The organism is Geodermatophilus sp. SYSU D01119, from assembly GCF_054049975.1.
The window spans coordinates 50,161-63,446 of record NZ_JBJGYL010000005.1 but is presented as its reverse complement, the minus strand read 5'-3'; the positions used below and the strand labels follow the sequence as shown (position 1 = coordinate 63,446).

10 protein-coding genes are annotated in these 13,286 nt (G+C 77.9%); 5 read left to right on the top strand and 5 right to left on the bottom strand.

Annotation, left to right across the window (positions count from 1 at the left end):
• Positions 1 to 33: 33 nt before the first annotated feature.
• Positions 34 to 1,431, top strand: coding sequence for a glycosyltransferase family 4 protein (locus tag ACI79X_RS05155; RefSeq protein WP_457024346.1), 1,398 nt, complete (start codon positions 34 to 36; stop codon positions 1,429 to 1,431).
• Here ACI79X_RS05155 and ACI79X_RS05150 read toward each other — a convergent pair.
• Complete coding sequence (locus ACI79X_RS05150) at positions 1,323 to 3,056, bottom strand: hypothetical protein (protein ID WP_457024345.1); 1,734 nt, start codon at positions 3,054 to 3,056, stop codon at positions 1,323 to 1,325. The two genes, ACI79X_RS05155 and ACI79X_RS05150, sit on opposite strands and share 109 nt — an antisense overlap.
• 68 nt (positions 3,057 to 3,124) lie before the next feature.
• On the opposite strand from ACI79X_RS05150, the gene ACI79X_RS05145 reads away from it, so the two are divergent.
• Positions 3,125 to 4,474, top strand: coding sequence for a lipopolysaccharide biosynthesis protein (locus ACI79X_RS05145; RefSeq protein ID WP_457024344.1), 1,350 nt, complete (start codon positions 3,125 to 3,127; stop codon positions 4,472 to 4,474).
• Here the strand turns inward: ACI79X_RS05145 and ACI79X_RS05140 are convergent.
• The gene (locus ACI79X_RS05140; protein WP_457024343.1) at positions 4,422 to 5,828 is read right to left on the bottom strand and encodes an MFS transporter; all 1,407 of its coding nucleotides are present in this window, start codon (positions 5,826 to 5,828) and stop codon (positions 4,422 to 4,424) included. The genes ACI79X_RS05145 and ACI79X_RS05140 overlap by 53 nt on opposite strands.
• A 199-nt stretch (positions 5,829 to 6,027) precedes the next feature.
• Here ACI79X_RS05140 and ACI79X_RS05135 point away from each other — a divergent pair, with 199 nt between their 5' ends.
• The 3 genes from ACI79X_RS05135 to ACI79X_RS05125 all read left to right on the top strand — a co-directional run bounded on the left by ACI79X_RS05135 (position 6,028) and on the right by ACI79X_RS05125 (position 10,105).
• The gene (locus ACI79X_RS05135; RefSeq protein WP_457024342.1) at positions 6,028 to 6,432 is read left to right on the top strand and encodes a cupin domain-containing protein; all 405 of its coding nucleotides are present in this window, start codon (positions 6,028 to 6,030) and stop codon (positions 6,430 to 6,432) included.
• A gap of 77 nt (positions 6,433 to 6,509) precedes the next feature.
• The gene (locus tag ACI79X_RS05130) at positions 6,510 to 9,326 is read left to right on the top strand and encodes an FAD-binding and (Fe-S)-binding domain-containing protein (RefSeq protein WP_457024341.1); all 2,817 of its coding nucleotides are present in this window, start codon (positions 6,510 to 6,512) and stop codon (positions 9,324 to 9,326) included.
• Between the two features lie 113 nt (positions 9,327 to 9,439).
• On the top strand, positions 9,440 to 10,105 hold the full coding sequence (locus tag ACI79X_RS05125) for an NADPH-dependent F420 reductase (protein ID WP_457024340.1): 666 nt from the start codon (positions 9,440 to 9,442) through the stop codon (positions 10,103 to 10,105).
• 18 nt (positions 10,106 to 10,123) lie between these two features.
• Here the strand turns inward: ACI79X_RS05125 and ACI79X_RS05120 are convergent, their stop codons facing one another.
• The 3 genes from ACI79X_RS05120 to ACI79X_RS05110 form a co-directional block, all read right to left on the bottom strand.
• Positions 10,124 to 10,744: a GDSL-type esterase/lipase family protein gene (locus tag ACI79X_RS05120; RefSeq protein WP_457024339.1), complete on the bottom strand. Its 621-nt coding sequence runs from the start codon at positions 10,742 to 10,744 to the stop codon at positions 10,124 to 10,126.
• Positions 10,745 to 10,807: 63 nt separating this feature from the next.
• Positions 10,808 to 12,454: an MDR family MFS transporter gene (locus ACI79X_RS05115; protein WP_457024338.1), complete on the bottom strand. Its 1,647-nt coding sequence runs from the start codon at positions 12,452 to 12,454 to the stop codon at positions 10,808 to 10,810.
• Positions 12,455 to 12,521: 67 nt separating this feature from the next.
• Positions 12,522 to 13,127: an acyl-CoA-like ligand-binding transcription factor gene (locus ACI79X_RS05110; protein ID WP_457024337.1), complete on the bottom strand. Its 606-nt coding sequence runs from the start codon at positions 13,125 to 13,127 to the stop codon at positions 12,522 to 12,524.
• Positions 13,128 to 13,286: the final 159 nt, after the last annotated feature.

The following is a 13,286-nucleotide window of genomic DNA, read 5'->3' as shown; positions in this document are numbered from 1 at the left end:
GAATGGCCGGTACCCGTCTGTATCGTGCCGCGGGTGATCTGGGTCTCCCGCCGCCGACGACCGCCGGCCGACGTCGTCTTCGTCAACTGGCGTGACGACAGCCACCCGGAGGGCGGCGGGTCGGAACGGTACGTGCACCGGGTCGCCGAGGGACTCGCGGCCGCCGGGCTCGACGTCGAGCTGTTCTGCGCGGCGCACGGGCGGGCCCCGCGCGAGGAGGTCGTCCGCGGCGTCCGGGTGGTGCGCCGCGGCGGGCGGCTGGGCGTCTACCCGCGGGCGCTGCTGCACGTGGCCCGCCGCCGGCCGCGGCTGGTGGTCGACGTGCAGAACGGCCTGCCGTTCTGCAGCCCGCTGGTCACGCGGGCGCCGGTCGTCGTGCTCGTGCACCACGTGCACCGCGAGCAGTGGCCGATCGTCTTCGGCCGGCTCGGCGGCGCGGTCGGCTGGTGGCTGGAGTCCCGGCTGGCGCCGTGGGTGTACCGGCGCTCCCGCTACGTGACGGTGTCGGAGGCGACGCGCACGGAGCTCGCCGGCCTGGGCGTCGCCCCGGGGCGGGTCGCCGTCGTGCCCAACGGCGTGGAGCCCGCGCCGCGGGTGGCGGTGCGCCGCTCGGCGACGCCGCGGCTGGTGGTGCTCGGCCGGCTCGTGCCGCACAAGCGGGTCGAGCACGCGCTCGAGGTGCTCGCCCGGCTCGCGCCGCGCCACCCGGAGCTGACGCTGTCGGTGGTCGGCGAGGGCTGGTGGGACGAGCGGCTGCGCGCCGAGGCCGAGCGGCTCGGCGTCGCCGGCCGGGTGGAGTTCCACGGGTTCGTCGACGAGCCGGAGAAGCACGCGCAGCTCGCGCGGGCGTGGGTGCACCTGTGCCCGTCGGTCAAGGAGGGCTGGGGCCTGGTGGTCACCGAGGCCGGCACGCACCGGACGCCGACGGTGGGCTACCGCTCGGCGGGCGGGCTCAACGAGTCGGTGCTCGACGGCCGGACCGGCCTGCTCGTCGACGACCTCGACGGGCTCACCGCCGCGGTGGAGCGGCTGCTGGAGGACGAGGGCGGCCGCACCGCGATGGGTGCGGCCGCGGCCCGGCACGCCGCCGGCCTCGACTGGGCCTCGAGCGTGCGGGGCTGGGGTGCGGTGCTGGCGTCCGCGCGGGCGGACGCCGGCGCGGGGTCAGCCGCGGGTGCCGTAGTCCAGGACGTCGACCGGCTGCTGGTCGCTCTGCTCCACCGCGGCGGTGTCGGGGTCGACGACGGCGGTGATGCCCGCGACGGCGGCGGCACCGACGGCCGCACCGGCGCCGAGGGACAGGAGCACGGCCAGGAGGGTCTTCACGCGGGGACTCGTTTCTCCGGAGGGCGACGACGGAGCGCCACCGTAGACGCCCGTACGGTGATCCACAACGCAGAGGCCGCGGCGACTCCCAGCGCGAGGCCGTGAGCGGCGAGCACCGCCACCGTCCGGCCGGCCGCCGGCCGGGGGCCCTCGACCGCACCCGGCACGCGGTGCAGGACGAGGTCGTTCCCGGCGTACTCGACGGGCAGCGCGGCCACCTCGGCGGGCACCGCGGGGCCGGGCGTGCCCCGCTCGACCAGCACCCAGCCGACGCCCAGCCGGGCCAGCTCCGCCGGGTCGCCGGCGGCCGCCAGGACGTCCCGGGCGCGGGCGTCCTCGCCGCGCACCGCCTCGCCGTCCACCCGCAGGGTGTCGTCGGCGACCACCGGCCGGGGCAGCCAGCGGGCCGCCGGGTCGAGCTGGGGGCGGCGGTCGTTCCAGTCGAACGCCCGGTAGACGCCGGCCGGGAGCACCAGCACGTCGCCCGGCACGTCGTCGCCGGCGACGACCTCGCGCACGGCCTGCCAGTCGGGCGGCCAGGCCACCGGCTGCAGCCGCCCGCCGACGCCCCAGGCCAGGTCCGGGACGGCGACCAGCGGCAGGAGCAGCGCCAGAGCGGCGACCGCCCGCGCGGCGGCCCCGGGCAGCAGCTCCCGCAGCGCCGCGTACGCCCGGCGGGCACCGAGCCCGGCGCCCACCGCGAGGGGCAGGGCGAGCCAGGCCGCCCACTTCTGCCCGTCGCGGAGCAGGCCCGCGCCCGGGACGCCCGCGACGGCCGCCTCGAGCAGCGCGGAGGCGCCCGGCAGCGCGCCGGCGAGGGCCAGCAGCAGCCCGGCGGTGCCGAGGACGAGCAGCCGCGTCCCGGCACCGGCGCGCGCCGCGCGGGCGGCCCAGCCGGCGACGGCGAGGGCCAGCAGCAGCGCCGTTCCGACGGGGACGAGCACCGACGCCCGCGACGGGGGCACCGCCGCGGCGTTCCACAGACCGCCCGTGCCGAGCACCGCGAGCACCGAGCCGCCCCAGTTCTCCCCGCGGGCGGCGAACGCGGCGACGCCGGCGGGGTCGGAGGTGCCCGCGGCCGGGCTGAGCAGGGCGGCGACCACCCACGGCGCCGACAGCAGCGCGACCGCCGCGAGGGCCCGCCCCGCGGCTGCCCGGCCGGTGCCCGCGAGGACGGCGCCGGCGGCGAGCAGGCTGCCGGTCGGGCTCAGGACGGCCGGCACGAGGACGAGCACCAGCCGCGGCAGGGCGCCCGGCTCGCCGGCGCGGAGCCGCAGGCCCGCCCGCACCACCCAGGGCAGCGCCGCCCAGGCGAGCAGCAGGGTCCACTGGCCGAGCAGCAGCCGCTCGGCCAGGTAGGGGCTCCAGCCGTAGGCCAGCCCGGCCACCGCGCCGGCGAGCCCGCGGCGCCCGCCGGGCCCCGGCGGCACCAGGCGGGCGGCGCCGAGCACCGCGGCGTACACGGTGGCGACGAGCAGCGCCTTCTGCACCAGCGCCCCGGGCAGCACCGCGGTGAGCAGCGCGGTCGCGCCGTCGGCGGGGACGGCGCGCGGCAGGGCGCCGGACAGGCCGAGCGCGTCGAGGTCGAGGTCGAGGCGCGGCACCGAGACGAGGTCGCCGAGCAGCACGTGGCCGGGCGCCAGCGCGGGGGCGCTGACGAGCAGCGCCACGGCGAGCGCGAGCCAGCGGGCGGGCCACGGCGAGCGGTCGGGCAGCACGCAGTCGTCCACGCGTGCCCTCCGTCCCCGTCCGCTCCCCCGCGCCCGGCCGCAGGTCCTCCGCAGGGTAGGTGGGGCGCGTGAGCCCGCCCCGCCCGCGACACCCGCAGGAGGGAGCCGCGCCGGGCCGCCCGGCCGGAGCGGGGGCGGTCCCGGCGGCGCTGGTGTCCGGCTCGCTGCTGCTGGTCAGCGGCCTGGCCTACGTCGTCACGGTGCTCGCCGCGCGGGCGCTCGCGCCGCAGTCCTACGGCGAGCTCGCCGCGCTGCTGGGCGTGCTGCTGGTCGGGTCGGTGCCGGCCACCGGGCTGCAGACGGCGGCCGCGCTGCACCTGGGCCGGCACCCGGCGTCGGCGGCCGCGCGGGCGGTGCCCCGGCTGCACGCGACGGCGCTGGTCGCGAGCGTCGCCGTCGGCCTGGTGGCGCTGGCGGCCGTGCCGCTGGTGGTGTCGGCGCTGCGCCTGCCCGGCGCGGCGGGCGCGGTGTGGCTGGCCGTCGCGCTGGTGCCGCAGACGCTGGTCGGCGGCTACGACGGCATCCTGCAGGGCACCGGCCGGCACGGCCGCCTGGCCGCGGTGTTCGTCTCCTTCGGCGGGCTCAAGTGGGCGGGCGCGGTGACCGGCCTGCTGGCGGGCGGGACGCCGGCCGCGGCGCTGGCCGGCATGGCGGCCGGGTGCGCGGCGGGCGCGCTGGTGTCGTGGCTGGGCTGCGGCCGGCCGGGGGTCTCGCGGGGGCTGCGCGGCCCGGCGCGCTCGTCGGTGCGGGCCGCGGGCGCACTGCTCGGGCTGGTGCTGCTGGTCAACCTCGACCTGCTGCTGGCGCGCCACCACCTGCCGGCGGCGCAGGCCGGCGAGTACGCCGTGGGGGCGGTGTTCGCCAAGGTGGCCTACTGGCTGCCGCAGGGCGTCGGCGTGGTGCTCCTCCCCCGGCTGGCCGACCCGGCGTCGCGGCGGCAGGCGCTGCCCGCGGCGCTCGGGGTGGTCGCGGCGGTCGGCGGGGTGCTCACCCTGGCCACCGCGGTGCTCGGCGCCGCCGCGCTGCCCCTGGTCGGCGGCGCCGCCTACGGCGCCCACCTCGGCGGATGGACCTGGGTGTTCACCGCCGCCGGCACCCTCCTCGCGCTGGCCCAGCTGCTGCTCTACAACGGCATCGCCGCGGCCGACCGGGTCGCCGCCGCGGCGGTGTGGGTCACCGTGGCGCTGGAGACCGCCGTCGTCGGGGCGCTCGCCGCGGCCGGGGCGCTGTCGGTGCTCGCCGTCGCCGCTGCCGCGGCCGGTGCCGCCAGCGCGCTCGTGGGCGTGGGCCTGCTCCGGCTGCGCCGGGCGCACGCCCCGCTCGCCGCGGTGGACGTCGCAGCGGTGGACGTCGCCGGGGCGGCCGTCAGCGGCGGGCGGGTCGCAGTGCCAGCACCACCAGCGCGCCGGCGGCGCTGAGCGCCGCGCCCGCCAGCGCGGCGGCGTCCCACCCCGCGAGCAGGCCGGCCGCGGTGCCCGCGGGCGTGCCCGCGGTGACCAGCAGGACGACGAGCGTCGCCCCCACGGCCGCGCCGAGGTAGCGGGCGGTGTTGTTCGCCCCGCTGCCCATGCCGGCCCGCTCCGGCGGCACGTGCGCCACCGCCTCCCGGCCCAGCGCGGCGTTGGCGACGCCGTAGCCGACGCCGAGCACCAGCAGCCCGGGCAGCAGCCGCACCGCGGTGGAGTCCGCGTCGAGCACCGCGAGCGCGGCCAGCCCGGCCGCGGACAGCGCGAGGCCCGCGGCCAGCAGGAGCCGCCCGTCGACGCCGGGGAGCCAGCGCAGGCCCACCGAGGTCGCCGTCGCCACCGCCGACCACACCAGCACGAGCACCGTCGTCGCGAGGAGGCTCTCGCCCAGCCCGCGCTGCAGCACGGTGGCGAGGAAGGACATCAGCCCGACCGTGGCGACGCCGGTGACCAGCGCGCCGACCAGCGCGGCGGTGAACCCGCGGACGCGGAACAGGCCGAGGTCGACCATCGGCGTGCGCACCCGGCTCTCGGCCAGCACGAACCCCGCGGCCAGCAGCGCGCCGCCGCCGAGCAGCACCGCCGTCGCGGCCGCGCCGGCGCCGCCGCGGGGGGCGACCAGGCCGACCAGCAGGCAGGTGACGGCGGAGACGAGCAGCACGGGCCCGGCGACGTCGACCCGCGGCCGGCGCGGGCGCGGGGACTCCGGCAGCAGCAGGCGCGCGGCGACGGCGAGCAGCAGGGTGGCGGCGGCGGTGGCGACGTGCGTGGCGCGCCAGCCGTCGTCGCCGTCGAGGACCACCGCGGCCAGGCCGCCGACGCCGGTACCCGCGCCCAGCGCCGCGCCCCACACCGCGGCGGCGCGCGCCCGGGCGGGCCCCAGCGGGAAGACCTGCGCGATCAGGCCGAGCGAGCAGGCGAGCACCGCGGCACCGCCGACTCCCTCGACCAGCCGCCCGGCGACGAACGCGCCCGTGGAGCCGGCCGCGGCGGTCAGGCCCGCACCGGCGGCGAGCAGCACCAGGCCGGCGGTGAAGACCAGGCGGCGGCCGACGTCGTCGGCGATCGCCCCGGCCACCAGCAGCGCCGCGGCGAGCCCCACGCTCATCGCCGAGAGCAGCCACGCCTGCCCGCCGGGGCCGGTGCCGAGGTCGCGCGCGGTGGACACCGTGGTGGCCAGCGGCGTGACGAAGGCGGCCAGCACGAGCAGCGTGCTGGTGGCGACGACGGCGAGCGTGCGGCGCTGCACCCGCGGCGACGAGGCCGGCGGTGCCGCGGGAGGAGCCTGCTGGACCGAGCGGGACACGCGCGCCCCCAGGGGATCGACGGGCGTCGGTTGGACATTCGAACCGACGTGGCGCCACCGTAGCAGGGCCGAGGCGCCCGTCACAGCCGTCCGGGGGACGTCGTCGGTGGGCTCCGCGCATGCTCCGCGCGGAGAGGGGGCAGGAGCGTCCCCGAGAGGGCACCGCACGGGTGCCGCGAGGACCAGGAGGTGCGCGTCGATGGCGTCCGTCATCCACTTCACGATCGCGACCGTCGCCGAGGAGAGCCCCGACTTCCGCCGGGTGCTGTGGACGGGGAAGAACACCCAGCTCGTCGTCATGACCATCCCGCCGGGCGGGGAGATCGGCGAGGAGGTCCACGAGGACATCGACCAGATCCTCACCTTCGTCAGCGGCGTCGGTGAGGCCAAGGTCGGCGGGGCCACCAAGAAGGTGGCGCAGGGCGACCTCGTCGTCGTCCCGGCGGGGACGAAGCACAACTTCCTCAACACCGGGCCGAACCCGCTGGTCCTCTACACCGTCTACGGCCCGCCGGAGCACGCCGACGGCGCGGTGCACCACACCAAGGAGGAGGCCGACGAGGCGGAGGAGTCCGGCAAGGACGAGCCGCCCACGGAGGGCTGAGCCGCAGGGCCGGCCGGGAGCCGAGCCACCGACCCGGTGCCGTCCACCCCGTGGGCGGCACCGGGGACACTGGGCGCGTGACGACCGTCGACGCGCCCCCCACCGAGGTCACCGCCGCACTCCGCCGCGCCGGCATCGGCGACGTCGACGACTCGGGCCTGGCCCGGGCGCTGTACTCCTCCGACGGGTCCCTGTACCGCGTGCTCCCGCAGGCCGTCGTCCGGCCGCGCGATGCCGACGAGGTGGTGGCCGCACTGTCGGTGTGCCGCGAGCTCGGCGTCCCGCTGACCATGCGCGGCGCCGGCACCTCGATCGCCGGGAACGCCGTCGGCACCGGCGTCGTCGTCGACACCAGCCGGTACCTGTCCCGCGTGCACGCGATCGACGCCGGGGCCCGCACCGCCGTCGTCGACCCCGGCGTCGTGCAGTCGCGGCTGCAGGCCGCCGCGCGCCCGCACGGGCTGCGCTTCGGACCCGACCCGAGCACGAGCAACCGCTGCACGATCGGCGGGATGATCGGCAACAACGCCTGCGGCTCGCGGGCGCTGGGCTACGGCCGGACGTCGGACAACGTCGTCGGCCTCGACGTGGTCACCGGCACCGGGCAGCGGCTGCGGCTGACCTCCGGCTCGCCGGTGACCGGCCTCGACGGCCTGCGCGACGTCGTCGCCGGCGGCCTGTCCACCATCCGCACCGAGCTCGGCACCTTCGGCCGCCAGGTGTCGGGGTACTCGCTGGAGCACCTGCTGCCCGAGCACGGCTTCGACGTCACCCGGGCGCTGGTCGGCAGCGAGGGCACCCTCGCCGTCGTCCTCGGCGCCACCGTGCGGCTGGTCGCCGACGCCCCGTACCGCGGGCTGGTGGTGCTGGGCTACCCGTCGATGGCCGACGCCGCCGACGCCACCCCCGCCCTGCTCCGGCACGGGCCGACCGCGGTCGAGGGCCTCGACGAGCGGATCGTGCAGCGGCTGCGCGACGTGCCGGCCGCCGTCGTCCCGGACCTGCCGGAGGGCGCCGGGTGGCTGATCGTCGAGGTCACCGGCGACACCGTGGACGAGGTGGCGGCCACCGGCGCCCGGGTGGTCGCCGACGCCGGCGCGCTGGACAGCATGGTGGTCACCGACGTCGCGCACGCCGCGGCGATCTGGCGGATCCGGGAGGACGGCGCGGGCCTGGCCGCGCGCACCTCCGACGGGCGGCCCGCGCACGCCGGGTGGGAGGACGCCGCCGTCCCGGTGACGTCGCTGGGCCCCTACCTGCGGGAGTTCGACGCGCTGCTCGCGCAGCACGGGCTGCAGGGCGTCCCCTACGGGCACTTCGGCGACGGCTGCGTGCACGTGCGCATCGACTTCCCCTTCGGACGCGAGCCCGACCGGGGCCGCGCCGCCTACCGCGCCTTCGTGGAGGAGGCCGCCCGGCTGGTGGCCCGCTACGGCGGGTCGGTGTCGGGCGAGCACGGTGACGGCCGGGCCCGCAGCGAGCTGCTGCCGACGATGTACTCCCCCGCCGCGCTCGACCTGTTCGCCCAGGTCAAGGGCCTGTTCGACCCGGACGACGTGCTCAACCCCGGCGTGCTCGTGCGCCCCGCGCCGCTCGACGCCGACATCCGGGTGGCCGCCGCGCCGCGCAGGCGGGAGGGCCTCGCGCTGCTCTACCGGCACGACGACGGCGACCTGTCCAACGCGGTGCACCGCTGCACCGGCGTCGGCAAGTGCCGGGCCGACCCGTCCGGCGTCGCGGTGATGTGCCCGTCGTTCCCCGCCACCCGCGAGGAGAAGGACTCCACCCGCGGCCGCGCCCGCGTGCTGCAGGAGATGCTGGCGCCGGGCGGGCCGGTGCGGGACTGGCGCTCGCCGGAGGTGCACGCGGCGCTGGACCTGTGCCTGTCGTGCAAGGGCTGCTCGCGCGACTGCCCGACCGGTGTGGACATGGCCAGCTACAAGTCCGAGGTGCTGCACCAGAGCTACCGCCGCCGGCTGCGGCCGCTGTCGCACTACACCCTCGGCAAGCTGCCCATGTGGTCCGACGTCGCTGCGCGGGCGCCGCGGCTGGTCAACGCGGTGCTGCGGTCGCGCCTGGGCGGGCGGCTGGCGAGGTGGGGGGCCGGCGTCGACCAGCGCCGCGACCTGCCTGAGTTCGCGCCGCGCACCTTCCGGCAGACCTGGACGCCGGGCCGGCAGGACGGCGCGCCCGTGGCGCTGTGGGTGGACTCCTTCACCGACCACTTCGCCCCGCACGTCGCGCACGCGGCGGCCCGCGTGCTCGAGGCCGCCGGCTACGCGGTGCAGGTGCCCGGCGACGACACCTGCTGCGGCCTGACCTGGATCACCACCGGCCAGCTCGACACCGCGAAGCGCATCCTCGGCGACACCGTGCGGCGGCTCGCGCCGCTGGCCGACGCCGGCGTCCCGATCGTCGGCGTGGAGCCCTCGTGCACCGCGGCGCTGCGCAGCGACGCCGTGGAGCTGCTCGACGACCCGGCCGCTGGGCGGGTCGCGGCGGCCACGCGGACGCTGGCCGAGCTGCTCGGCGCCACCGAGGGCTGGACGCCGCCGTCGCTGGCCGGCGTCGAGGTGGTCGCGCAGCCGCACTGCCACCACCACGCGGTGATGGGGTGGGCGGCCGACGAGCGGCTGCTGCGCGCGGCCGGCGCGACGGTCACCCGGCTCGGCGGCTGCTGCGGCCTGGCCGGGAACTGGGGCGTGGAGAAGGGCCACCACGACGTGTCGGTGGCGATCGCCGAGCAGCAGCTGCTGCCCGCGGTGCGGGAGGCGGGCCCGGACGCGGTCGTGCTGGCCGACGGGTTCTCCTGCCGCACCCAGCTCGACGCGCTGGCCGACCGCCCGGGCAGCCACCTCGCCGAGCTGCTCGCCGACGCGCTCGACCGGGAGTAGTCGAGGCATCGGGAGCTCTACGCACGTCCAGGCGCCGAGAGCGTGCGTAGAGCTTCCTGTGCCGAGACCCCGGCCGCGGGAATGACCGGCGGGCGGCCGCGTTGGCGGCAGGCATGACGACACTCGGCATCATCGGCGCCGGCCACATCGGCACGGCGCTCGCCCAGGCAGCGACCGACGCCGGCTACGACGTGGTCCTGTCCAACTCCCGCGGCCCCGAGACCCTCACCGACCTGGTCGACCGGATCGAGGCCCGCCCGTCGCGGCGCGGCTCGGTGCGGGCAGCCACTGCGGAGGAGGCGGGCGCGGCCGGCGACCTCGTCGTCGTCACCGTGCCGCTCAAGGCGGTCGGCGACGTCCCGGTCGAGCCGCTGGCCGGCAAGGTCGTCATCGACACGAACAACTACTACCCGGAGCGCGACGGGCACATCGCCGAGCTCGACGACGAGTCGACCACCACCGCCGAGCTGCTGCAGGCGCACCTGCCGACCTCCCGCGTGGTCAAGGCGTTCAACCACATCTACGCCGCCGACATCACCGCCCGCCGCACCCCGCCGGGCACGCCCGACCGCCGGGCGCTGGCGATCGCCGGCGACGACGCGTCGGCCAAGGAGACGGTGTCGTCGTTCATCGACGAGCTCGGCTTCGACGTCGTCGACCTGGGCCCGCTGGCCGAGGGGTGGCGCATCCAGCGCGACACCCCCGGCTACGGGCCCGACCTCGACCGCGGCCGGCTCACCGAGGCCCTCGCGGCCGCGAAGCGCTACCGCGACATGTGAGCGCGGGCGCCGGGCGGCTCAGGCCGCCCGGCGCTCCCGCCGGTCGCGGGCGGCGGCGAGCACCGTCGGCGCCAGAGCCGCGGCGATGCGCGCGTAGCCGGCCGACGACGGGTGGAACCGGTCGGCCGAGAACAGCCCGGGCTCCGCGGTGAACGAGGCCGCGACCTCCGCGGCCACCGGGGCGACGACGGCGCCGTGCGCCTCGGCGACGGCGGCCTGCCGCTGCTGCATCACCCGGCAGGCGGCCTGCACGGCCGGGCGGAACGCCGGCGGCACGAACGGCACGCTGGACATGTCCGGCGCGGGGACGACGACCACGTCGGTGCCGGCGGCGCGCAGGTCGGCGACCGCGGCGCCGAGCGCGGCGGTGGCCTGGTCGACCGGGAGGAACCGGGCGAGGTCGTTCGCGCCGACCACCACGACGGCGAGGTCGGCGCGCAACGGGACGGCGCGGCGGACCTGTGCGGCGAGGTCGCGGGAGACGGCGCCCGGGACGGCGAGGACGGTGAGCTCGGTGTCGGTGCCCTCGCTGCGCAGGACCTGCGCGAGGCGCGGGCCGAGGCCGTCCTCGACCCGCGCGGCGCCGGTCCCGTACGCGATGGAGTCACCCAGGACGACGAGGCGGAGCGGAGCGGTCACGGATGGTGCAACGCCGGCCGGCGGGGCGCTGTGCCCGCCGGCCGGCGTGACGTACGTCAGCGCCTAGTGCGCGAGCGGCGCCGGCGCACCGCCCTCCTCGCCGCCCTGAGCCGGGTCCTGCTCCTCCGCCAGCCGCTGCGTCCCCGACGTCGTCTTCAGCGGCTTCTCCGGGATGAACAGCACCACCAGCAGGGCGAGCGCGGCCAGCGGCGTGGCGACGAGGAACAGCTCCGCGGTGGCGTCGGCGTAGGTGCCCTGCACCAGCGCCACGACCTCCGGCGGCAGCGCGCTGACGTCCGGCGCCGCGGCCTCGCCGCCGCCGGGCGCCGGCGCGCCGCCGCCGAGCGCGCCGAGGCCGTCGGCCACCCGCGCGGCGAGGATCGCGCCGAGGACGCTGACGCCGATCGTGCCGCCGAGGCTGCGGAAGAACGACACCGTCGACGTCGTCGTGCCGAGCTCCGCGGCGGGCACGTCGTTCTGCGCGGCGAGCACCAGGTTCTGCACGAGCATGCCGACGCCCGCGCCGAGCACGACCATGTAGGCGCCGAGCAGCCAGGTCGACGTCGCGGCGTCGATGGTGGCCAGCAGGCCGAAGCCCGCCACCATCAGCACCCCGCCGAGCACCAGCCAGCGCTTCCAGAGGCCGTTCTTCGTGATCAGCGCGCCGACGACCGTGGAGGACACCAGCAGGCCGGCGACCAGCGGCAGCGACAGCAGGCCGGCCCTGGTCGGCGAGTGGCCGAGCGCGACCTGGAAGTACTGCGACAGGAACACCGTGCCGCCGAACATGGCGATGCCGACCAGGGCGCTGGCCACGATCGCGAGGGTCACCGTGCGGTTGCGGAACAGCCCCAGCGGCACGACCGGCTCGGGCGAGCGGGCCTCGACCAGCACGGCCAGGACCAGCAGGACGACGGCGCCGCCGACCATGAGCGCGGTCGGCGCCGACAGCCAGTCGAAGCTGTTGCCGGCCAGGGTGACCCAGATGAGCAGCGTGCAGACGCCGGCGGTGAGCAGCAGCGCGCCCGGCCAGTCGACGTGCACCTTCCCGCGGCGCTGCACCGGCGGCAGCGTCAGGGTGCGCTGGATGAGCACCATCGCCACGAGGGTGAACGGCACGCCGAGGAAGAAGCACCAGCGCCAGCCGAGCCACGAGGTGTCCACGAGCACACCGCCGATGAGCGGGCCCGCCACGGTGCCGACGGCGAAGATCGCGCCGAAGACGCCGGCGTACCGGCCGAGCTCACGCGGCGGGATCATCGCGGCCATCACGATCTGCACCAGCGCGGTGAGGCCGCCGGCGCCCGCGCCCTGCAGCACGCGGGCGACGATGAGCACGGTGGTGTCCTGCGAGGCACCGGCCAGCACCGAGCCGACGGCGAACAGGCCGAAGGACAGCTGGATGAGCAGCTTCTGGTCGGCCAGGTCGGCGAGCTTGCCCCACAGCGGGACGGTCGCGGTCATGGCGAGCAGCTCGGCGGTGACGATCCAGGTGTAGACCGACTGGCTGCCGCCGAGCTCGGAGATGATCGTGGGCAGCGCGTTGGCCACGACGGTGGCGGCCAGGATCGCCACGAACATGCCCGTGAACAGGCCCGACAGCGCCTGCAGCACCTGCCGGCGGCTCATCGACGCCGCGCCGGCGGCAGTGGTCCCGGGCGGGGTGTCGGTGGCGGTCGGCGGGCCGGCGGGATCGGCCGGAGCGGACACGGGTGCTCCTCGGGGACGCAGCGGGACGGACCGCCGGCCGGTGCCGGCGGCGGGGGTGGAGCCGAGGTCAGGCGGGGCCGGCGGGGACCGGCAGGCCGGCGGCGACCAGGTCGATCGCCTCGTCGAGCAGCGCGTGCAGGTCGGCGCCCTCGCCGGCGCACTGCCAGCGGACCAGGGCCACCCGGACGGCGGCGCCGAGGACGGCGGCCAGCAGCGCGGGGTGCAGGGAGCGGTCGGCGTCCAGGCCGCTGCGCGCGGCGAACGCCTCGGTCATCTCCCGCTCGCCGGCCGACCCGACGGCGACGGCGCGCGCCAGCAGGGTGGGCTCGGCGGCCATGACTGACATCCGCCGGCGCCAGCCCTCGGGGTCGTCGACGGCGGCCAGCTCGGCGTGCAGCGCGCCTCGGGCGGCCTCGAGCAGCGGCAGCGACGCGTCCTGCCCGGCCAGCAGCCGGGCGAAGCGGCCGGGCTCGGCACCACCGGGCTGCAGCAACGCCTCCTCCTTGGAGGCGAAGTGGTTGAAGAAGGTGCGGTAGGAGACGCCGGCCTCGGCCGCGACCGCCTCCACCGTCACGCCGGCCCAGCCGCGCTCGACGGCCAGCCGGAGGGTGGCGGCGGCGAGGGCGGCGCGGGTGTCGGCCTTCTTGCGCTCGCGCAGCCCCGGTCCGGTCACGCCGACCAGCATGACGCACTCACTTCACCCTGTGCAACGTTGCACGATGTGAAGCCCGATGAACTGCGGCACGACGCACGAGGGCCCGGCCGGGATCATCCGGCCGGGCCCTGGCGAGCTGCTGGAACGGCCCTCCTGCAGGGGCCCGCCGCGAGCGGG